Annotated in this window: 17 protein-coding genes; 12 read left to right on the forward strand and 5 right to left on the reverse strand. The window is 61.6% G+C overall.

All coding sequences use genetic code 11. The features are described 5' to 3' along the window. The first annotated feature begins 53 nt into the window (after positions 1-53). Complete coding sequence (locus DTP52_RS20775) at positions 54-1,028, forward strand: serine/threonine protein kinase (protein WP_109755008.1); 975 nt, start codon at positions 54-56, stop codon at positions 1,026-1,028. A 227-nt stretch (positions 1,029-1,255) separates the two neighbouring features. Next, complete coding sequence (gene rarD / locus DTP52_RS20780; protein ID WP_109755009.1) at positions 1,256-2,143, forward strand: EamA family transporter RarD; 888 nt, start codon at positions 1,256-1,258, stop codon at positions 2,141-2,143. 214 nt (positions 2,144-2,357) lie between these two features. Here rarD and DTP52_RS20785 read toward each other — a convergent pair whose 3' ends face one another. Then, positions 2,358-2,879 carry a glycine cleavage system protein R gene (locus DTP52_RS20785; RefSeq protein ID WP_109755010.1) on the reverse strand — a complete coding sequence of 174 codons (522 nt, stop codon included), beginning with the start codon at positions 2,877-2,879 and terminating at the stop codon, positions 2,358-2,360. A gap of 437 nt (positions 2,880-3,316) precedes the next feature. Here DTP52_RS20785 and DTP52_RS20790 point away from each other — a divergent pair, with 437 nt between their 5' ends. Then, positions 3,317-5,494 carry a malate synthase G gene (locus tag DTP52_RS20790; RefSeq protein WP_109755011.1) on the forward strand — a complete coding sequence of 726 codons (2,178 nt, stop codon included), beginning with the start codon at positions 3,317-3,319 and terminating at the stop codon, positions 5,492-5,494. Positions 5,495-5,710: 216 nt separating this feature from the next. On the opposite strand, the gene DTP52_RS20795 is transcribed toward DTP52_RS20790, so the two are convergent. Then, positions 5,711-6,157 carry a response regulator gene (locus DTP52_RS20795; protein ID WP_060740319.1) on the reverse strand — a complete coding sequence of 149 codons (447 nt, stop codon included), beginning with the start codon at positions 6,155-6,157 and terminating at the stop codon, positions 5,711-5,713. 260 nt (positions 6,158-6,417) lie between these two features. Between DTP52_RS20795 and DTP52_RS20800 the strand changes: the two genes are divergently transcribed. From DTP52_RS20800 to DTP52_RS20840, 9 genes are all read left to right on the forward strand, one after another. Beyond that, on the forward strand, positions 6,418-8,352 hold the full coding sequence (locus DTP52_RS20800; protein WP_305490392.1) for a putative nucleotidyltransferase substrate binding domain-containing protein: 1,935 nt from the start codon (positions 6,418-6,420) through the stop codon (positions 8,350-8,352). After that, positions 8,349-9,056, forward strand: a complete 708-nt coding sequence (locus DTP52_RS20805; RefSeq protein WP_109755013.1) for a PolC-type DNA polymerase III — start codon at positions 8,349-8,351, stop codon at positions 9,054-9,056. Before DTP52_RS20800 ends, DTP52_RS20805 begins: the two co-directional genes overlap by 4 nt. A 385-nt stretch (positions 9,057-9,441) precedes the next feature. After that, entirely contained in the window at positions 9,442-9,960 is a 519-nt protein-coding gene (locus DTP52_RS20810) for an RNA polymerase sigma factor (RefSeq protein WP_109755014.1), read from the forward strand. Then, the gene (locus DTP52_RS20815; protein ID WP_109755015.1) at positions 9,957-10,931 is read left to right on the forward strand and encodes a FecR domain-containing protein; all 975 of its coding nucleotides are present in this window, start codon (positions 9,957-9,959) and stop codon (positions 10,929-10,931) included. The genes DTP52_RS20810 and DTP52_RS20815 overlap by 4 nt, the downstream gene beginning before the upstream one ends. Positions 10,932-11,191: 260 nt before the next feature. Next, positions 11,192-13,630, forward strand: coding sequence for a TonB-dependent siderophore receptor (locus tag DTP52_RS20820; RefSeq protein ID WP_109755016.1), 2,439 nt, complete (start codon positions 11,192-11,194; stop codon positions 13,628-13,630). Between the two features lie 166 nt (positions 13,631-13,796). Beyond that, on the forward strand, positions 13,797-14,927 hold the full coding sequence (locus tag DTP52_RS20825; protein ID WP_109755017.1) for a PepSY domain-containing protein: 1,131 nt from the start codon (positions 13,797-13,799) through the stop codon (positions 14,925-14,927). Then, the gene (locus tag DTP52_RS20830) at positions 14,924-15,103 is read left to right on the forward strand and encodes a hypothetical protein (protein WP_109755018.1); all 180 of its coding nucleotides are present in this window, start codon (positions 14,924-14,926) and stop codon (positions 15,101-15,103) included. Before DTP52_RS20825 ends, DTP52_RS20830 begins: the two co-directional genes overlap by 4 nt. Positions 15,104-15,307: 204 nt before the next feature. Continuing rightward, entirely contained in the window at positions 15,308-16,606 is a 1,299-nt protein-coding gene (locus tag DTP52_RS20835) for an MFS transporter (RefSeq protein ID WP_109755019.1), read from the forward strand. Between the two features lie 100 nt (positions 16,607-16,706). Next, on the forward strand, positions 16,707-17,336 hold the full coding sequence (locus DTP52_RS20840; protein ID WP_109755020.1) for a glutathione S-transferase: 630 nt from the start codon (positions 16,707-16,709) through the stop codon (positions 17,334-17,336). Positions 17,337-17,519: 183 nt separating this feature from the next. On the opposite strand, the gene creD is transcribed toward DTP52_RS20840, so the two are convergent. The 3 genes from creD to creB form a co-directional block, all read right to left on the reverse strand. Further along, entirely contained in the window at positions 17,520-18,893 is a 1,374-nt protein-coding gene (creD, locus tag DTP52_RS20845) for a cell envelope integrity protein CreD (protein ID WP_109755021.1), read from the reverse strand. 177 nt (positions 18,894-19,070) lie between these two features. Then, positions 19,071-20,489, reverse strand: coding sequence for a two-component system sensor histidine kinase CreC (gene creC, locus DTP52_RS20850; RefSeq protein ID WP_109755022.1), 1,419 nt, complete (start codon positions 20,487-20,489; stop codon positions 19,071-19,073). Continuing rightward, on the reverse strand, positions 20,489-21,169 hold the full coding sequence (gene creB, locus DTP52_RS20855) for a two-component system response regulator CreB (RefSeq protein WP_109755023.1): 681 nt from the start codon (positions 21,167-21,169) through the stop codon (positions 20,489-20,491). Before creB ends, creC begins: the two co-directional genes overlap by 1 nt. Positions 21,170-21,217: the final 48 nt, after the last annotated feature.

Here is a 21,217-nt window from a genome sequence, read left to right on the forward strand (position 1 = left end):
GCGCTACCATGCTGGGTCGGACGCGGCAGCCCTGCCGCTGCGCAGGAGTCAGCATGTCCCATCCGTTTGAAACCCTCACGCCCGACCTGGTACTCGATGCCGTTGAAAGCATCGGCTTTCTCAGCGACGCCCGCGTGTTGGCCCTCAACAGCTACGAGAACCGTGTCTATCAGGTCGGTATCGAAGATGCCGAGCCGCTGATCGCCAAGTTCTATCGCCCCCAGCGCTGGACCAACGAAGCGATCCTGGAAGAGCACAGTTTTACCTTCGAGTTGGCCGAGTACGAAGTGCCCGTGGTAGCGCCGCTGATCCACAACGGCACCAGCCTGCACGAACACGCCGGGTTTCGTTTCACCCTGTTTCCCCGTCGCGGTGGCCGGGCGCCGGAGCCGGGCAATCTGGATCAACTCTATCGCCTGGGGCAATTGCTCGGGCGCCTGCACGCGCTCGGGGCGACCCGCCCGTTCGAGCATCGTGAAGCCTTGGGCGTGAAGAATTTCGGCCATGACTCGCTGGCTACCGTGCTGCAAAGTGGTTTCGTCCCCCGCGCCCTGCTGCCGGCCTACGAGTCGGTCGCCAGGGACCTGCTCAAGCGTGTCGAAGAGGTCTACGCCGCCACGCCCCATAAGAACATCCGCATGCACGGTGACTGCCACCCCGGCAACATGATGTGCCGTGACGAGGTCTTCCACATCGTCGACCTCGACGACTGCCGCATGGGTCCGGCGGTGCAGGACTTGTGGATGATGCTCGCCGGCGATCGCCAGGAATGCCTGGGGCAGTTGTCGGAATTGATGGATGGCTACCGTGAGTTCCACGACTTCGACCCGCGTGAACTGGCGCTGATCGAACCGCTGCGCGCCCTGCGCCTGATGCATTACAGCGCCTGGCTGGCGCGACGCTGGGACGACCCGGCCTTCCCGCGCAGCTTCCCGTGGTTCGGCAGCGAACGTTACTGGGGCGACCAGGTACTGGCACTGCGCGAGCAACTGGCGGCGCTCAATGAAGAGCCGTTGAAGTTGTTCTGATTGGGCTGGGCTCCAAAAATCACTGAAGCCCTGTGGGAGCGAGCCTGCTCGCGATGGCGACAGAACAGTCACCATTTATTTATGTTGACCGACACATCGCTATCGCGAGCAGGCTCGCTCCCACAGGAGACCTGCGGCGAAGCCGATTCCCTTACAAGGTTCACAGCACAACCAGACAAATCTCCTTACAATCACCCCTTTGTTAGCTGCCTAAGCAAGGATTCTGCATGCAAGCCGCCAACCCGCGTCGCGGGTACATCCTGGGCCTGAGTGCCTACATCATCTGGGGACTGTTCCCGATCTACTTCAAGGCCATCGCCAGCGTGCCATCGGTGGAAATCATCATCCACCGCGTGCTGTGGTCGGCCTTGTTCGGCGCGGCGTTGCTGCTGGTCTGGAAACACCCCGGCTGGTGGCGCGAACTGCGGGACAATCCACGACGCCTGGCGATCCTCGCCTTGAGCGGGACGTTGATCGCGGCCAACTGGCTGACTTACGTCTGGGCGGTGAACAACGAGCGCATGCTCGAAGCCAGCCTGGGTTACTACATCAACCCACTGGTGAACGTACTGCTGGGCATGCTGATCCTCGGCGAGCGCCTGCGCCGCATGCAATGGCTGGCGGTAGGGTTGGCGGCGGTCGGCGTGGCGCAGCAGGTCTGGCAAGTGGGCAGCCTGCCGTGGGTGTCGCTGGTGCTGGCACTGACCTTCGGTTTTTATGGATTGATCCGTAAGCAGGCGCCGGTCAAGGCATTGCCGGGGCTGGTGGTGGAAACCTGGATGCTGGTGCCGATCGCCATCGCCTGGTTGCTGTTCAACCCCACGGCCACCAGTGCCCAGGCCGCGTTCTGGACCACCTCCGAAGCCTGGTGGCTGGTGGCGGCTGGCCCCGTGACGCTGGTTCCGCTGGTGTGCTTCAACGCCGCGGCGCGGCATTTGCCCTACACCACCCTAGGGTTCCTCCAGTACATCGCACCGACGCTGGTGTTGTTGCTCGCCGTGCTGCTGTTCGGTGAGCACCTGTCGTCCAGCACACTGGTGGCGTTTCTGTTTATCTGGGCTGGGCTTGCGGTGTATAGCGTCGATGCCGTGATCAGCATGCGCCGGCGCAGCTGATCAAAAAACGTACAAACCTCCACAGGCCACGCCAGACGTGGCCTGTGCTTATCCGTCCCAAGGTTATCCACAACGTGATCCCCGCCGTTTGTGTACAAGCCCTTGAAAACTGATGATTTTTTGACCACTCTCCGCAGAACCCCGGCGACCCTGGGCTGGAGCCGGGTCTCTACAGGTTATCCACAGGCAGGCGCAGTTTTTTCTTGGATAACCTTTATTGCGCTTCGTCGCTGAGCTTGAGTTCCACCATCAACTCATCGGCCAGGGTCTCCAGGCGTTCCTGCAAGGTGTCCAGCGACAGGGTCAAGGGCACCCCAAGGGTCGCTTCGGCGTGGAACAGCAACTCGTTGCTCATCGGCGCCGGACGAACCTGCGTCACCAGGCGTTCGACGTTTACCCCCTGTTCACTCAGCAATCGGGTGATATCACGCACGATGCCGGGACGATCATTGCCCACCAGTTCCATGGTGATGGGTTTCCAGCTACAGGTTTCTTCCAGGCTGCTTTCGGCAATCAATACGCGGATGCCATGGGCCGACAGCCCCTGCAAGGCTTCGATCAACTCTTCGTGGACTTCGGCCGGGGCGCTGAGCCGCAGGATCCCGGCAAATTGCCCCGCCAGTCGCGACATACGGCTTTCCAGCCAGTTACCGCCGTGCTCGGCGATGCAATCGGCAATGCGCTCGACCTGCCCGGGTTTGTCCGGGGCGAAAACAGTGATGACCAGATGGTCCATGGCGCGGCCCTCTTGTTGTGGAAGAAACAGTATAGGCAGCAGACCGTGAGCCTGAGGATTTATACCTGACCACTGTGGGAGCAAAACATCGTGTACAAACATTCAGATTTATCTGGAACAATCTGTCTGTTTTTTGAGAACATCCTGTGCCTCGTCGTGACCGTACTGCTTTAGTCGGTCGCGGAACGACGCAATTAGTCTAATTTTCACAAGCGCAATTGATCATGTAGTATGCCGCAGCAAGCACTACATAATGTTGTACCGATGTCTGCTTAAGGCCAGTCGCATCCCTGAAAAGCCCCGTCAGCAAGGCTTAACACCCAGCCGCCAGCGATGGCATGTACTGGTTCCGGGGTTTGTGGTTTAAATGTCCCGAGGCTTCATTGTCAAAATCGAAGAGCTGAAAAGCGAAATAGCTGAGCAGAGTGAGGCAAGCAATGACTGAACACGTTCAAGTCGGTGGCCTTAAGGTCGCCAAAGTCCTGTTCGACTTCGTGAATAACGAAGCCATTCCCGGAACCGGCCTCACCGCCGACGCGTTCTGGGCCGGTGCCGACAAGGTCATCCACGACCTGGCGCCGAAGAACCAAGCCCTACTCGCCAAACGCGACGATTTCCAGGCGCGGATCGACGCCTGGCACCAGGCTCGTGCCGGCCAGGCCCACGACGCCGTGGCTTACAAAGCCTTCCTGCAAGACATTGGATACCTGCTGCCAGAAGCGGCGGATTTCCAGGCCACGACGCAAAACGTCGATGACGAAATCGCCCGCATGGCCGGCCCGCAACTGGTGGTGCCGGTGATGAACGCCCGCTTCGCCCTCAACGCATCGAACGCCCGCTGGGGTTCGCTGTATGACGCGCTGTACGGCACCGACGCCATCAGCGAAGCCGACGGCGCGGAAAAAGGCAAAGGCTACAACAAGGTTCGCGGCGACAAGGTCATCGCCTTCGCCCGCGCCTTCCTCGACGAAGCGGCGCCCCTGGCGGCCGGCCCCCATGTCGATTCCACCGCGTACAAAATCGTCGACGGCAAACTGGTGGTCACCCTCAAGGGTGGCAGCAACAGCGGCCTGCGTGACGATGCCCAGTTGATCGGCTTCCAGGGCGATGCCTCGGCACCGACCGCCGTGCTGCTGAAGCACAACGGCCTGCACTTCGAAATCCAGATCGACGCCACCACCCCGGTCGGCCAGACCGACGCCGCCGGCGTCAAAGACATCCTGATGGAAGCCGCCCTGACCACCATCATGGATTGCGAAGACTCGGTCGCCGCCGTCGATGCCGATGACAAAGTGGTGATCTACCGCAACTGGCTCGGCCTGATGAAGGGCGACCTGGCTGAAGAAGTCGCCAAGGGCGGCCAGACATTTACCCGGACCATGAACCCCGACCGCGTCTACACCAGCGTCGACGGTTCGAGCGTGACCCTGCACGGCCGCTCGCTGTTGTTCGTACGCAACGTCGGCCACCTGATGACCATCGATGCGATCCTGGACAAGCATGGCAACGAAGTGCCGGAAGGCATCCTCGATGGCCTGGTCACCAGCCTGGCGGCGATCCACAGCCTCAACGGCAACACCTCGCGGCGCAACAGCCGCACCGGCTCGGTGTACATCGTCAAGCCGAAGATGCACGGCCCGGAAGAAGCCGCGTTCACCAACGAGCTGTTCGGTCGTGTCGAAGACGTGCTGAACCTGCCGCGCAACACCCTCAAGGTCGGGATCATGGACGAGGAGCGCCGTACCACGGTCAACCTCAAGGCCTGCATCAAGGCCGCCAGCGAGCGCGTGGTGTTCATCAACACCGGTTTCCTCGACCGCACCGGCGACGAAATCCACACCTCCATGGAAGCCGGCCCGATGGTGCGCAAGGCGGATATGAAAGCCGAGAAGTGGATCGCCGCGTATGAAAACTGGAACGTCGATATCGGCTTGAGCACCGGACTGCAAGGTCGCGCGCAAATCGGCAAGGGTATGTGGGCGATGCCGGACCTGATGGCGGCGATGCTTGAACAGAAAATCGCCCATCCGATGGCCGGTGCCAACACCGCGTGGGTTCCGTCGCCGACCGCGGCCGCGTTGCACGCGCTGCATTACCACAAGGTCGACGTGTTCGCTCGCCAGGCCGAACTGGCCAAGCGCGCCCGCGCTTCGGTGGACGACATCCTGACCATCCCGTTGGCGGTCAATCCGAACTGGACGCCGGAGCAGATCAAGAACGAACTGGACAACAATGCCCAGGGCATCCTTGGCTACGTGGTGCGCTGGATCGACCAGGGCGTTGGCTGCTCCAAAGTGCCGGACATCAACGACATCGGCCTGATGGAAGACCGTGCGACGCTGCGTATCTCCAGCCAACACATCGCCAACTGGCTGCGTCACGGCATCGTCACCCAGGACCAGGTGATGGAAAGCCTCAAGCGCATGGCGCCGGTGGTAGACCGTCAGAACGCCAGCGACCCGCTGTACCGGCCGCTGGCGCCAGACTTCGACCGCAACATCGCCTTCCAGGCGGCGGTCGAACTGGTGATCGAAGGCACGAAGCAGCCTAACGGCTACACCGAGCCGGTGCTGCACCGTCGCCGTCGTGAGTTCAAGGCAGCCAATGGGTTGTGATTGAGCGATAGACACGCGACACACAAAAGCCCTGATCTCTCGATCAGGGCTTTTTCATTTGCACGACCTGACTGCTTTTGTGGCGAGGGGATTTATCCCCGCTGGGCTGCGAAGCGGCCCTCAATTCTGCGCAACGATACGATCCGATGGCGAGCGCTTCGCACTCGAACGGGGATAAATCCCCTCGCCACAGGTTTCATGCATGGCAGGGAAATCTTAAAGATCCATCCCCAACTCATGCTTGACCAACCCCAACAGCTTGTCGGTATCGATCGGCTTGAGCAGAAAGTCCACCACGCTCAAGTGCATGGCTTCAATGGCATCCTTCACGTCGGCATCGCCCGACACGATGATAATCGGCAGCGCCGCCCGCTCCGACTCGCGCACCAGGCGGACCAACTCCAGGCCATCGACATTGCCCATGCGCAGATCGGTGATCAGCAGGCCTATCGATGGCTTGGTTTCCAGCATCTTGAGCGCCGTTTCGCCACTGGCAGCGGTCATGCAGTGAATCCCGTCCAACGCCAGGATCTCCGACAGCAGCTCACGAGCGTCCTTGTCGTCATCGACGATCAAGACGCGCTGCGGCGGCAGGTCAGGTTCCAGCATGACGGCACTCAGCGCCTCGCGCTCGGCGTCACTCAAAATATCGTGGTCGGACATGGTGCTCTCTACGTTCTTTAAATCGATCCCCTGGCACAGTGGTCAGACATCGTTCTGCGGCGCTTCAATGTGCACTTCGTCGGATTTTTTTCCAAGAACATTTAATGAAGATTTTTCCGACGCCTGGCGTAGGACTTTTCCGTAAGCCTGCCCCGTATGCAGCGACCTAGACTTACGTCCAATGGGCACCCCGCGCTGAGGGGCCGACCATGGCAGAACAGATCCGACCACAACAATTCGAAAAAGACTGCGTAATGGTTATGAAAAAAGCGGACGCCTTCATCCAGGCAGGGAAAACCGCGGTGTTGCAAAACATCCAGGGGACGCTGCAATTTCTCCAACGCTTTCCCCCGTTCAACCAGATGGAAAACGCCCACCTGGCCTATCTGGTGGAGCAATGCCTGCTGCGCTTCTACGCGCCGGGCGAAACCATCATCAAACCCGCCGACGGCCCGGTGGAGCATTTCTACATCGTCAAGCAAGGCCGGGTGGTAGGCGAACGTCCGCACACGGCCAAAGGTGGCACCGAAACCACCTTCGAAATCACCACCGGCGAATGTTTCCCCCTCGCCGCGCTGCTGGGCGAACGGGCCACGCGCACCGAGCATCGGGCCGGCGAAGACACGTTCTGCCTGCAACTGAACAAACAAGCCTTCATCAAGCTGTTCGCCCTGTCTGGCCCGTTTCGCGACTTCGCCCTGCGCGGGGTCAGCAGCTTGCTCGATCAGGTCAACCAACAAGTCCAGCAAAAGTCCGCACAAACCCTGGGCACGCAATATTCCCTCAATACGCGGTTGGGTGAACTGGCGATGCGTCATCCGGTGAGTTGCAGCCCGGACACCCCGCTGCGCGAAGCCGTGAAGCTGATGCACGAGCAACAAGTCGGCAGCATCGTGGTGGTGAATGAGCAGAAAACCCCGGTGGGAATTTTCACCTTGCGCGACCTGCGACAGGTGGTGGCCGATGGCTCCGGGGATTTTTCCCAGGCCATCGTCGGACACATGACCCAGGCACCGTTTTTTCTCTCGCCGGACCACAGCGCGTTCGACGCGGCCATCGCCATGACCGAGCGCCACATCGCTCACGTCTGTCTGGTCAAGGATCATCGCCTGTGTGGCGTGGTATCGGAGCGCGATCTGTTTTCCTTGCAGCGCGTCGACCTGGTGCACCTGGCCCGAACCATTCGCAGCGCTCCCAGGGTAGAGAACCTCGTGGCCCTGCGCGGCGAAATCGGCCAGTTGGTGGAGCGCATGCTGGCCCACGGCGCCTCGTCAACCCAGATCACCCACATCATCACCTTGCTCAACGATCACACCGTGTGCCGCGTCATCGAGTTGACCCTGGCTGACAAAGGCGACCCGGGGGTGCCGTTCAGTTGGCTGTGTTTCGGCAGTGAAGGCCGGCGCGAGCAGACCCTGCACACCGACCAGGACAACGGCATTTTGTTCGAAGCGCGGGACGCCGCCCATGCCGCGCAGATCCGCGGCCTGCTGCTGCCCATCGCCCAGCAGATCAACCAGAGCCTGGCCCTGTGCGGCTTCACCTTGTGCAAGGGCAACATCATGGCCGGCAACGCCGAGCTGTGCCTGTCCCGCGCCGAATGGGCCCGGCGCTTTGCGGCATTCATTCGCGAAGCGACGCCGGAGAACTTGCTGGGCTCCAGTATTTATTTCGATCTGCGGGTGGTCTGGGGCGACGAGCAAGGCTGCGAGCAGTTGCGCCGGCAGATCCTCGATCAAGTGGCCGATAACCGCTTGTTCCAGCGCATGATGGCCGAGAACGCGCTGCGCCATCGCCCGCCAGTAGGACGCTTCAGGGATTTCGTTCTGAGCCGCAAGAATGGCGAAAAGGCCACGCTGGACTTGAAAGTGCAAGGCCTGACGCCCTTCGTCGACGGCGCCCGTCTGCTGGCCCTGGCCAACGGCATCGAAGTCAACAATACCCTGGAACGCTTGCGGCAACTGGTCGTCAAGGAAGTGATCGAACCGCTCGATGGCGCGGCCTATGAAGAGGCCTATCACTTCATCCAGCAGACCCGCATGCAACAACATCAATTGCAAACCCGCGAGAACCTGCCCTATTCCAATCGCGTCGACCCTGACAGCCTCAATCACCTGGACCGGCGCATCCTGCGCGAATCCCTGCGCCAGGCCCAACGCCTGCAAAGCAGCCTGGCGCTGAGGTATCAGTTGTGAGCATTTTTTCCTGGCTGCGCCCGGCTCAGCCGCTGTTGCCGCAGATGTTGCAGCAGCGCCTGGAGCGCCTGCCCGCCCCCTCGCCGTTGGATGAACGCAGCTTACGGGAACAGCGCTGGGTGGTGCTGGACCTGGAAACCACCGGCCTGAACCTGAACAAGGATCAGGTTCTGTCCATCGGTGCGGTGGTCATCGAAGACGGCGCGATCGACTTCAGCCAGCAGTTCGAACGCACCCTGCAATGCGACAAGCAGAAACTCGGGCCGAGTGTGTTGATCCACGGTCTGGCGCCCAGCGCCATTGCCGCCGGCAGCGACCCGGCCGAGGCGCTGCTGGCGTTCATGGAGTTCGTGGGCGACAGTCCGCTGCTGGCCTTTCACGCGCCATTCGACTCCCACATGCTCGGGCGCGCCTTGAAAGACTACCTGGGCTATCGCCTGCAGCATCCGTTTCTCGATGTGGCCGACCTGGCGCCGATGCTTTGCCCCCAGGCCAATCTGCGCAAGGCGGGTCTGGATGAATGGATCGACTGGTTCAAGCTGCAAGTCTTCGACCGCCACAACGCCAGTGCCGACGCCCTGGCCACCGCCGAACTGGCGCTGATCCTGTTCAGCCGTGCCCGCCAGCAGCAGATCCACAGCCCGCTGGACCTGCAACAGCGCCTGGGCCAGTGGAAACGGCGCCAGCAGGCGCCTTCGCTCTAAATCCTCTGCTCCGAGGGTGGTTTACCTGTGGGAGCAAGGCTTGCCCGTGATGCAGGCGACTCGGTTTGGCTCTCAAACCAGGCGATACCATCGCGGGCAAGCCTTGCTCCCACAGACTCATTAGACCCACAGATCAGGTCCCGACCAGCACCAATTGCTTTCCCGCCCCCGCCTCTGCCACAATCGCGAACAATTCTCGTTACTTAAAACATCGGTGATGCTTCGTGTCGTCAGTCCCTAGTGTCCGGTCTCGCAAGTACCGTCCCTTTTTTGACGAGTGGCGGCTGTCGTCAGGCAAGGCGCCGCGACGAGTCATAGCCTGCTATGGCGAGGAGCGGCAACGCAGCATGACGGCAGCCGACGCCGTCAAAAAGGAACGGTACTTGTGAGACCGGACACGACTCCTCATAGTGATTTGGTTGGTGCGTTGTACCGTGACCATCGCGCTTGGCTATTGGGATGGCTGCGCCGCAACGTGGCGTGTGCGCAACGGGCCGAGGACCTGAGCCAGGACACCTTTGTGCGCTTGCTGGGTCGCGAGGAGCTGAAGGCACCTCGCGAACCGCGGGCGTTTCTGGTAGCCATCGCCAAGGGCCTGCTGTTCGATTACTTCCGTCGAGCGGCATTGGAGCAGGCTTACCTCACCGAATTGATGCTAATCCCCGAGGCCGAGCAGCCCTCGGTGGAAGAACAGCAAATCATCCTGGAAGACCTCAAGGCCATCGACCGCCTGCTGGGCAAACTGTCGAGCAAGGCTCGCGCAGCCTTCCTCTATAACCGCCTCGACGGTCTCGGCCACGCCGAAATCGCCGAACGCCTGGGGGTTTCGGTACCGCGGGTGCGGCAGTACCTGGCCCAAGGCATTCGCCAGTGCTACATCGCACTTTATGGTGAGCCGACATGAGCCAGGCCCACGCCAAACCGGTCTCGGCCAGCGTGCTGGACGCCGCCATTGCCTGGCAATTGTCGCTGGACTCGAGCAGCCCTCAGGAGCGCGAAGCCTTCGCCCGCTGGCATGCCGCCGACGAAGAACACGCCCGGGCCTGGCAGCAGCTGGGCATGCTCGACCAGCGTTTCAGCGTCGCAAGTGGACCGGCGCGGGCCGCACTGCTGCAATCGCGGGTCAGCATTCGCCGGCGGATCCGCAAGGTGGGCAGCGGCCTGGCCAGTGTTATCGCGGTCATCGGCCTGGCGTTGTTTGCCGGAGATCGTTACCTGCCGCTGGATTACTGGCTGGCCGACCAGCGCACCGCCACTGGCGAACAACGCACCCTGCGCCTGGTCGATGGCACGCTGATCAACCTCAACACCCACAGTGCGCTGGATGTGCGGTTCGATGACAAGCAGCGCCGCATCGTCCTGCAGGAAGGCGAGATCCTGGTAGAAACCGGCCACGGCGACCCGCGCCCGTTCATCGTCGAGACCCGCGAAGGCAACCTGCGCGCCTTGGGCACACGGTTCCTGGTCAGGCGTGAAGACGAAGGCACGCGCCTGAGCGTGTTGAAGTCCGCCGTGGCGGCACACCCGCAGGCCGCGGACACGGAACAGATCCTGCGTGAAGGCCAACAAGTACTGATGCGCCGCGACGGCCTCGGACCGACCATTGCCTTGCCCCCCGGCGCCGATGCCTGGACCCGCGGCATGTTGGTGGTGGACAACGCGCGCCTCGAAGATCTGGTCCATGAACTGGGGCGCTACCGACGCGGCTACTTGGGTGTCGCCCCTCAAGTGGCAGACCTGCGCATCACCGGCAGCTTTCCATTGCATGACACCGACCTGGCCCTGACTGCCCTGCTGCCGAGCTTGCCGGTGCAGATCGAGCATCACACGCGATGGTGGGTGGTGGTTGGACCGAGGGCCGAGGCCAAGCCTTGAGGAATCTTGCGTCAGTGGTGACCTAATTGCGAGCAGGCTCGCTCCCACAGTGGAGCGGTGTTGTACACAAAGCAGCGGCTCACTGAAGATCAACGGTGGGAGCGAGCGTGCTCGCGATGAGGCTAGTAGCCTCAACACAAAGCCAGGCAGGGCACCGGGCCCCAAGCTGAATCTAAATTATTTTCATCCAACCCTATCACTTTTCAATTTTCATCCGGCACCCAGGCAATTGAGAAATATTTCCATTCAGGAGCCGCCGTATGTCCCGCCCGCTAGACACCCTGTTGCGCCCCAGCCTGCTGGCCGTTGCCATTGCCTTTGCCGTTCCTCTCGCCAGCGGCCCGCTGCTGGCCGCCGAACAGGCCACGAGCGTGCGCACCTACAACCTGCCCGCCGCGCCACTGGCCAGCACCCTGAACCAGATCGCCAGCCAGGCCGGCCTCGCGCTGAGCCTGAATCCGTCCCTGGCTTCGGGCAAGACCTCGGCTCCGGTCCAGGGCCAGTTCGACGCCACCGGCGCATTGCGCGAGGCCTTGCGCGGTACCGGCCTGCAATTGGAGCAAAGCAGCGCCGGCACCTACAGCCTGGTGGCCGTGCCTGAAGGCGTGATGGCCTTGCCGGAAACCAGCGTGATCGGTGCCGGTGTCAGCGAAACCGCGTGGGGCCCGACCGAAGGTTACGTCGCCACCCGCACCGCCGCCGGTACCAAGACCGATACGCCGATCGTCGAACTGCCGCGCTCAGTCTCGGTGGTCACGCGCCAACAAATGGAGGACCGTTCTGTCCTCAACCTCAATGACGCCCTGCGCTACACCGCTGGCGTGCAGAGCAGCGGCTACGGCTCGGATTCGCGCAATGACTGGCTGCTGGTTCGCGGCTTCGTGCCGACTCAGTTCCTCGATGGCCTGCCGCTACCCAGGGGCAACTACATCACGCCGAAAATCGAGCCCTGGAACCTTGAACGCATCGCCGTACTGCGTGGCCCGGCCTCTTCGGTCTACGGCCAGACGCCACCTGGCGGCATGTTGGACATGGTCAGCCGTCGCCCACAGGCCGAAAGCAGCAACGAGGTCGAGTTGCAGGCCGGCAGCTACGAACACAAGCAGATCAACTTCGACAGCACCGGCAAAGTCGATGACGAAGGCCAGTTCCTCTATCGGCTCAGCGGCACCGTGCGCGACAGCAATTCCCAGGTCGATCACATCCCGGACAAGCGCTACAACCTCGCACCGAGCCTGACCTGGAACATCAACGACGACACGCGCCTGACCTTCCTGTCCCAATACACCCGCGACGACACTGGAATCACCGGGCAATTCCTGCCGCTGCAAGGTACCAAGCTGTCCTCGCCGTCGGGCAAGATTTCCCACCACAAGAACCTCGGCGACCCGGACTGGGAATTCTACGACCGTACCTACTACGCCCTCGGCTATGCGTTTGAACATCGCCTGAACGACACCTGGCAGTTCCGCCAGAACCTGCGCTACACCAAGAGCGACCTGGAAACCCAGGGCATCTCCGCCGGCGGGCAATTCTGGCCGGCGGGTCCTGATGAAGCGGTGAGCGCCGATGGCACGGTCAAGCGCAGCGCCAGTGTCGTCGACGAAGACATCAGCCAGTTCGCCGTGGACAACAACTTCCAGGCCGATTTCCAGACCGGCGCCCTCAGCCACACTTTGCTGCTGGGCCTGGACCACCAGCGCTCCAACAGCAATTCGCGCTGGTTGTGGGGTTCGACCGGCGTGCCGACCAGCAACATCCACAACCCGATCTATGGACAGGATTTCTCCAACGTCCAGTACTTCACCATGTACGACTACAACCAGAAGACCAACCAGACCGGCCTGTACGTCCAGGATCAGATCGCCCTGGACAACTGGCGCCTGACCCTCGGCGGTCGTGAAGACTGGATTCACACCGGCACCGAATTCCACAACCAGAACAACGTAACCAACACCCAGCGCGACAAGAAATTCAGCGGCAACGCGGCGTTGAGCTACGTCTTCGATAACGGTGTGACGCCCTACATCTCCTTCGCCCAGTCGTTCCAGGCGGCGGCGGGCTCGACCGTCAACAGCACCGAAGCGTTCAAACCCACCGAAGGCGAACAATACGAAGCGGGAATCAAGTACCAGCCACCCGGCACCAAGACTCTGCTGACCGCTGCGGTGTTCGACCTGACTCAGAAAAACAACTCTGTCACCGAAAACAACGTCACCCGCCAAGTGGGTGAAGTACAGGTGCGCGGCCTGGAGTTGGAAGCCTCAGGCGACGTGACCGACAACCTCAAGCTGATCGGTTCCTACACCTACAACGACAGCGAAATCACCAAGGGCACGACAGCGGAAAAAGGCAAGCGCATGGCCCAGGTGCCGCGTCACCAGGCCACCGCCTGGGCGGACTACACCTGGCATAACGGCCCGCTCGACGGTTTCGGCGTCGGCGCTGGCGTGCGTTATGTCGGCGACACCTACGGCAACACCACCAACACCGACTGGGGCCATGTCGGCTCCTACACCGTGTATGACGCCTCGGCCCATTACGACCTGGGCCGTTTGAACAAGACCCTCAAGGGGGTCACGGTAGCGGTGGACGCGAAAAACATCTTCAACAAGGACTACCTGTCCACGTGCGACGGCTTCTACTGCTACTACGGCGACCAACGCAACGTCGTCGCCAGCGTGAATTACAAATGGTAAACGGTTAGCATTTGCATACCCGCTTCAGCGGGCACTCTGTGGGAGCAAGGCTTGCCCGCGATGGAGACGACTCGGTTTCTGAAGGACCGCATCGCCTGTTTCGCGGGCAAGCCTTGCTCCCACAGATACCCATCGCCACAAGGTGTCCTTTACATCCGGATCGCTCATGAAAAGCAAAACCATTCGCCGCTGGTCCTTCGTCCACACCTGGACCAGCCTGATCTGCACGGTGTTCCTGCTGATGCTGGCGATCACCGGGCTGCCGTTGATCTTCCACCATGAAATCGAACACCTGCTGGGCGACGCCCCCCAGCTCAGGGAGATGCCGGCTGACACGCCGCCGCTGGACCTGCAACAACTGGTGGAAAAAGCCAAGGCCCATCGCCCTGGCGAAGTGGTCCAGTATTTTGGCTGGGACGAGGACGAGCCCAACGGCGTCATCACCATCATGGCGCCGACACCGGGCACCGAACCCAATTCCTCCCACACTTTCATGCTCGATGGGCGCACCGGCGAGGCCCTGGAAATGCCCTCGGCCAATGGCGGCTTCATGATGGTCATGCTGCGCCTGCACGTGGACATGTTCGCCGGATTGCCGGGCAAATTGTTGCTGGCATTCATGGGGTTGTTGTTCGTGATTGCCATCGTCTCCGGGGTGATCCTGTACCTGCCGTTCATGCGCCGCTTGAAGTTCGCCACGGTGCGCCAGGACAAATCCACGCGCCTGCGCTGGCTCGACCTGCACAACCTGATCGGCGTGGTCACACTGGTGTGGGCGCTGACCGTCGGCGTTACCGGCGTCATCGCCGCGTGCGCCGACCTGATCATCGCCGCCTGGCGCAACGACAGCCTCAGCGCCATGATCGAACCCTACCGCAACGCCCCGCCGCTGACCCAACTGGCACCGGCCACCCGTTTGCTGGACATCGCCAAGGACGTCGCGCCGGGCATGGCGCCCAGCTTCATCGCCTTCCCCGGCACGCTGTTTTCCAGCGAACACCACTACAGCGTGTTCATGAAAGGCAGCACCCACCTGACCTCGCATTTGCTGACGCCGGTACTGGTCGACGCCAGCACCCTGGAGGTCACCGCCGTGGCCGAACGGCCGTGGTACATGGACGTCATGAGCCTGTCGTTGCCGCTGCATTTTGGTGACTACGGTGGCCGGCCGATGCAGATTTTCTGGGCCACCCTCGATGTGCTGACCATCATCGTCCTCGGCAGCGGCGTTTACCTGTGGCTGGTGCGGCGCAAGGCGGCCAAGCGAGCAAGCGTTGTCGCGGAGGTCGCTTCGTGAGGCCTCGACAGTCGAGTTTCTGGAAAGTGTTTGGCGTGCCCATGGTGATCGGCGTTCTTTGCGCGGCAGGGTTGTTCAGTGCCTTGCTGGGTGACGGTTTGTGGGACGCCGTCAGTTGGCTAGGGTTGGGTATCCCTTCTGTGTTGGCGGTGTGGGGCTTGGTCCCGCGCCGCTGAGTCATCCGGGCGTGCATTGACCAGATGCACGCCCTCCTCTCTTCGTCATACGACAACTGCGGACACGCGGGTTAATTCCAGCCGCCCAGACTCTGACATATTTATTGACAAATTAATCCTTGCACTCCTATAAAGGCGCACGTTGTACGACAACTTACAACATGACATGCGACACCAAATCCAAAAATAATCGATGGTGAAGTGATGAAAATCAAAGGCATCCGCTGGTGGATGGTTGGCCTGGTCACGGCCGGCCTGATGGTCAACTACCTGGCTCGCAATACCCTCTCGGTGGCCGCTCCGACCCTGATGAGCGAAATGAACATCTCCACCGAGCAGTATTCCCACATCGTCGTGGCCTGGCAGATCTGCTACGCGCTGATGCAACCGGTGGCCGGCTACATCATTGATGCCATCGGTACCAAGATGGGTTTCGCCATTTTCGCCTTCGCCTGGTCCATCGCCTGTGCCGCGGCGGCCATGGCCTCGGGCTGGCAAGGCCTGGCGTTTTTTCGTGGTTTGCTGGGCCTGACCGAAGCCGCCGGGCTGCCGGCCGCGGTAAAAACCTCTACTGAATGGTTCCCGGCCAAGGAACGCTCGGTGGCCATCGGCTGGTTCAATATCGGCTCCTCAATCGGCGCCGTGCTGGCTCCGCCACTCGTGGTCTGGGCGATTCTGAACAGTGGTTGGGAGCTGGCGTTTCTGATCGTTGGCGGCCTGGGCGTGGCCTGGACGTTCCTCTGGCTGATCTTTTACAAGCATCCGCGCGACCAGAGGCTCTTGGGCGACACTGAGCGTGATTACATTCTCAGCGGCCAGGAAGCCCACTTCCAGGATCCGACACCGAAGAAAGGCAGCTGGAAACGCATCATCGCCAGCCGCAACTTCTACGCCATCGCCAGCGCCCGGATCCTCTCCGAGCCGGCTTGGCAAACGTTCAACGCCTGGATCCCGCTGTACCTGATGACCGAGCGGCACATGAACATCAAGGAGATCGCAATGTTCGCCTGGCTGCCGTTCCTGGCGGCCGACCTGGGTTGCGTGCTGGGTGGTTACCTGAGCCCGTTCTTCCATAAATACTGCAAGGTGTCGCTGTTCACCTCGCGCAAAATGGTCCTGCTGTTCGGTGCCTCCTGCATGGTCGGCCCGGCGTGCATCGGCCTGGTCGCCAGCCCCTACACCGCCATCGCCCTGCTGTGCATTGGCGGCTTTGCTCACCAGACTCTATCCGGAGCGCTATACGCCATCACGTCCGATTCCTTCGGCAAGAATGAAGTCGCCACCGCCACCGGCATGGGTGGGATGTTCGGTTACCTCGGTGCAGCGGCCTTCACCCTGCTGTTTGGTGTGATGGTGACAAAGATCGGCTACAGCCCGTTGTTCGTGCTGCTGGCGATCTTCGACGTGGTCGCCGCGTTTATCGTCTGGACCGTCGCCCGGGAACTCAAGCAACAACCGGCGACATCGGCACCGGCGCCGCAGGCCCTGCAACCAACCGCCTGATGCATGGCGCGACTGAGCCTCTTCGCCCGGGTCGCGCCTGCCTTGTGCGCGGCTGGACGCGCTATGCTGCGCAACAAGTCCCACTGATCGAGACACTGCCATGTCCACCCCCAGCATGACGTTGTTCCACAACCCCGCTTCACCCTTCGTTCGCAAGGTCCTGGTGCTACTGCACGAAACCGGCCAGCAAGACCGCGTGGCGTTGCAACTCAGCCAGCTCACGCCGGTCAAGCCGGACCGGGCCCTGATCGATGACAACCCATTGAGCAAGATCCCGGCCTTGCGCCTGGCCAACGGCAGTGTGATCCATGACAGCCGCGTCATCCTCGACTACCTCGACCATCAGCACGTCGGCAACCCGTTGATTCCCCGGGACGGAGCCGCCCGCTGGCGGCGCCTGACCCTGGCCTCCCTGGCCGATGGAGTCATGGATGCAGCGGTGATGATCCGCTACGAAACCGCCCTGCGTCCTGCGGAAAAACACTGGGACGAATGGCTCGATGCGCAGCGGGACAAGATTCGCCGGGCCCTGGGCCTGCTCGAAGCCGAGGCGATTGCCGAACTGGCCTGCCATTTCGACGTGGCCTCCATCAGCGTGGCCTGCGCCCTGGGCTACCTGGACCTGCGCCATCCGGACCTGGAATGGCGCAAGGCCAATCCGCAGCTGGCGGCATGGTTCGCCGAAGTGAGCTTGCGGCCTTCGATGCTCGAGACGGTGCCCAGGGTTTAGATTTGCATTGACCGTTCCGCCCTCATCGCGAGCAGGCTCGCTCCCACACTTGATCGTGTCGCCCTTTGTGGGAGCGAGCCTGCTCGCGATGGCAGCGCACCGGATCCACAGGAAACAACCCGGCAATCCGCATCACCAACACCTCTCGTAATTGCCGGTCCTCACGCAACCCCAACGACCGGCTCATTTCACCTCTCCCAAGTCAAAGCTCATGGCAGCGGCCGACTTCGACCCAACCCCGTACCAATCCAGCTTACGGGTCAACACCATGAATACGCCCAACAGGCCGAACAGCAACAGCGACCCCATCAACAGCGCATAGTCCTCGGCGCTCAACAAGCCATAGAGCAAGCCGTACAACCCTGCCAGCCCCACCGAAAACCCCAGGCCGTGGCTCACGCTACGCAGCACATGGCAGACATAAAACCCGATCAGCACCACACAGGCACTGGCCGACACCAGGTACGCCAGGGTGAAGCCGATGTGCTCCGACAGCGACAACAGCAACAGGTAAAAGAACGCCAGCGCCACACCCACCAAGGCGTACTGGACCGGGTGCACCGCCAGGCTCTTGAGCACTTCGAAAAGGAAGAAGCCGGCGAATGTCAGGGCGATGAACAGCAGCGCATATTTGATTGCCCGGTCGCTCTTGAGGTACTGGTCCACTGGGTCGATGAAGCTCACGCCGAAGGCGCGACTGCGGAACGCTTCGCAACTATCGCTGGGTTCGCAGGCTTGCAATGTTTCCAGGAGGTTGGTGGAGAAAAACGACGTCTGCCAGTCAGCGCTGAAGCCCTGCTCATTGATCTCACGATTGACCGGCAGGTAGTTGCCGATAAAGCTTGGGTGGGGCCAGTCGGCCGACAGGTGCACCTTGGTGGACTTGCCCACTGGCAGGACCTGGAACTCGCCAGTGCCTTGAAGGCGCAGGTCAAAACCGAAGGTCAGCTCAGGGCCACCCTGGGCGGTGATCATCGGCAGCGGCACATGCACCCCCTGCCCCAGCCAGCCGAGCCGAGAACCGGGCAGGAAGTCGACGGTCTGCTGGTTCAGCGTCAGGGTCAGCGCGTTCTCGATGCCACGAATATCGCTGATCCCCACGCTCAGGTACGGTTCATCGAAACGGTAATCGGCAAAGTCCTTGGCAGCGATACCGTAGCGCTCCGGCACCTTGAAACGGCCATCGATCCGGTTATCGGCGTGGAACAACCGCGCTTCGTAGATCCCCCGGGCACGGGTTTCAGTGCGGACCTGGCCGTCGAGCTCGAACTCTTCGGGCAAAAAATACAACTCGCCCGCCCGCTCGACGGTTTCCAGAAAACGCACGCCGGTTTTCTCGTTGGTGTTCCAGACTTTCACGCTCTTGCGAAACGGCACCACGATCATTGGCCCGATCAGTTGCTGGCTGTAGCTGGAACTGCGGGCGATATCCTGCAACACACCGTCGCGCAGCTCCTGGCGCTCGTCGATGAGGCCGTTGATCATCAACAGCGGGATCATCAGCAAAAGAATCAGTAGGGCAATCATGCCCAGTTTTATGGCGAGGCTGCGGTTCATGTGGGGCTCTCCCTGTTCGAATGAGGGAGAGTCTGGGGTGGTTGTGTGCTGGGCTTATGGAGAGATTATGGAGATTGTGTGGAGACTGGACGGCCCCCTTCGCGAGCAAGCCCGCTCCCACAAGGACTGCACTGAACCTGTGGGAGCGGGCTTGCTCGCGAAGGCCACGCCTCGGTTTCAGGGCAACCGCAACACCACCTCGACCCCACCCTCGACATTGCCAATCCCGAACTCCCCTCCATGCAACTGCACCACCTCCTCCACAAAGTTGAGCCCCAGGCCGGTGCTCTTGCGACCGCTGTCCGGCCGCGGCAGGGAGTAAAAGCGCTCGCTCAAGCGTGGCAGCGCATAGTCGGGAATCGGTGCGGCCTGATTGAACAGGCGAATCTCGACACGATTGCCGCTGCGCTCGGCGCTGATGCGTAGCAGACCGTTGACGGGGGTGAAGTCCAAGGCGTTTTCCAGCAAATTGCCCAAGGCCTGGCGCAACAGGAACGGCTCGCCGGTCAACGCCAGATCGGCAGCAATGCGCTGTTCAACGCTCAACTGGCGACTTTCGATCCAACCGCCGCGCGCTTCCAGCAACTCATCCATCAACGCCGCCAGCGGCACCGCGACTTCTTCTTCCAGCCCCTGGCGCTGCTCGATCTGGGCCAGGTTCAGCAGCCGTTCGATCAACTGCTGCATGCGCACGCTTTCGGTGCCGATGTTACTGACAAAGCGTTGGTGCTGGGCGGCAGGCATATCGCTTTGCAGCAGCTCGGCGGCACCGCGAATCGCCGCCAGCGGACTCTTGAGCTCGTGGGTCAGGGTATGCACGTAACGCTCGACGTAAGCCTTGCCTTCGAGCTGGGTACGCATGTGTTCCACGGCGCCCGCCAGTTGCTCGAACTCGCCGCCGCGATAATGCGGCACTTCCACCCGACGCCCCTGGCTGACTGCCTGGGCATAGGCCGTCAACCGTCGCAGCGCCGCGCTGAGCCACCAGGACAGCAAGCCGCCCAGCAACAGACCCAGGGCCACCAACCCGGCGCCATACGCCAACAGTCGCCGCTCGGTGCGATCGACATAAGGCTGCAATGAACTGTTGGGCTTGGCGACCGTGACGACACCGATGATCCGGCCGTTGTCGCGGATCGGCGCACCGACATGCATCACCGAAGACGTGGGGTCATCCGGATCGCTGCGGCTCGAACGGGCGCCGTAGTGGCCGCGCAGAGTCAGGTAGACGTCGTTCCAGCGCGAATAATCCTGGCCCACCGCCACACCACTGGAGTCGAGCACCACGATGCCCTTGGCATCGGTGACATAGATGCGGTGGCTGACCTGGTTCTTCGGCAAGCCCCAGATCGTCGCCGCCGGCTGGCGCTCGCCGTAGGCCTTGAGCAATTGCGGCCAACGATTCTGGTTGAGGGTGCCGGCCTTGAAATCGTCCCGCAGGATCTCGGCCATCAGGTTGGCCGTGTCCACCAGGGTTTCTTCAGTGGACTGGCGCACGCCAGGGCGGATTTCCTCCATCACCGTGTTGAGCACGAAATAGCCGGTCAGGGCGATAAACAGCACATACACCAGGAAAATCCGGATCCCCAGAGACATCAGCTGTGCCCCGGGCTGTAGCTGTAGCCCAGGCCTCGATGGGTCTGGATCGGTTCGGCCTCGGCCCGGACCAGGCGCAACTTGGCACGCACGCTCTTGATGTGGCTGTCGATGCTACGCTCGTAGCCAGCATCGCTGGCCACGCCCAGGGCGTCGAGCAGTTGTTCGCGGCTGAAGACCCGTTCAGGTTGTTCCAACAGACAGTTGAGCAGGCGGAATTCATGGCGGGTGAGGTTCAGCGGTTTGCCGCGATAGCTGATTTGCACGCGATCGGCATCGACCTGGAACAGCGCCATGCCCGGCTCCATCAGCGGTCGCGGCGCCACACGCTTGAGGATCGCCCGGACCCTGGCCGCCACCTCGCGGGGGCTGAAAGGCTTGACCACATAATCGTCGGCACCGATTTCCAGTCCCACCACCCGGTCGATCTCAGCATCCCGGGCTGTCAGAAAGATGACTGGAACGTCGCTGAAACGTCTGAGATTTTTACAAGTCTCGAATCCGCTGATATCCGGCAGGCCCACATCGAGGATGATCAGGTCCGCCGGCGTGCTTTTCTGATGCTCGAGGGCGGCAGCGCCGAGGCTCAGCCAAGTGGTGTCGAACCCCTCCCCTTGCAGGGCAAACACCAGCGTATCGGCAATGGCGGCTTCGTCTTCGACAATCAGGATATGAGGCATGGCTTGCGAGCCCGGCAATAAAGTTGCCGGAACGGTGCCCCAAGCCTC

Origin of the sequence: Pseudomonas sp. 43mfcvi1.1, from assembly GCF_900115935.1 — a bacterium.
Classification (GTDB): domain Bacteria; phylum Pseudomonadota; class Gammaproteobacteria; order Pseudomonadales; family Pseudomonadaceae; genus Aquipseudomonas; species Aquipseudomonas bijieensis.

What these genes read in the sequence shown, in the direction of transcription:
- DTP52_RS20825 (WP_109755017.1), top strand. Translation starts at nt 13,797, where the DNA reads ATGAAAAGCAAAACCATTCGCCGCTGGTCCTTCGTCCACACCTGGACC.
- DTP52_RS20790 (WP_109755011.1), top strand. Translation starts at nt 3,317, where the DNA reads ATGACTGAACACGTTCAAGTCGGTGGCCTTAAGGTCGCCAAAGTCCTG.
- creD (WP_109755021.1), bottom strand. Translation starts at nt 18,893, where the DNA reads ATGAACCGCAGCCTCGCCATAAAACTGGGCATGATTGCCCTACTGATT.
- DTP52_RS20815 (WP_109755015.1), top strand. Translation starts at nt 9,957, where the DNA reads ATGAGCCAGGCCCACGCCAAACCGGTCTCGGCCAGCGTGCTGGACGCC.
- DTP52_RS20785 (WP_109755010.1), bottom strand. Translation starts at nt 2,879, where the DNA reads ATGGACCATCTGGTCATCACTGTTTTCGCCCCGGACAAACCCGGGCAG.
- DTP52_RS20775 (WP_109755008.1), top strand. Translation starts at nt 54, where the DNA reads ATGTCCCATCCGTTTGAAACCCTCACGCCCGACCTGGTACTCGATGCC.
- creC (WP_109755022.1), bottom strand. Translation starts at nt 20,489, where the DNA reads ATGTCTCTGGGGATCCGGATTTTCCTGGTGTATGTGCTGTTTATCGCC.
- DTP52_RS20835 (WP_109755019.1), top strand. Translation starts at nt 15,308, where the DNA reads ATGAAAATCAAAGGCATCCGCTGGTGGATGGTTGGCCTGGTCACGGCC.
- DTP52_RS20800 (WP_305490392.1), top strand. Translation starts at nt 6,418, where the DNA reads ATGAAAAAAGCGGACGCCTTCATCCAGGCAGGGAAAACCGCGGTGTTG.
- rarD (WP_109755009.1), top strand. Translation starts at nt 1,256, where the DNA reads ATGCAAGCCGCCAACCCGCGTCGCGGGTACATCCTGGGCCTGAGTGCC.
- DTP52_RS20820 (WP_109755016.1), top strand. Translation starts at nt 11,192, where the DNA reads ATGTCCCGCCCGCTAGACACCCTGTTGCGCCCCAGCCTGCTGGCCGTT.
- creB (WP_109755023.1), bottom strand. Translation starts at nt 21,169, where the DNA reads ATGCCTCATATCCTGATTGTCGAAGACGAAGCCGCCATTGCCGATACG.
- DTP52_RS20840 (WP_109755020.1), top strand. Translation starts at nt 16,707, where the DNA reads ATGTCCACCCCCAGCATGACGTTGTTCCACAACCCCGCTTCACCCTTC.
- DTP52_RS20795 (WP_060740319.1), bottom strand. Translation starts at nt 6,157, where the DNA reads ATGTCCGACCACGATATTTTGAGTGACGCCGAGCGCGAGGCGCTGAGT.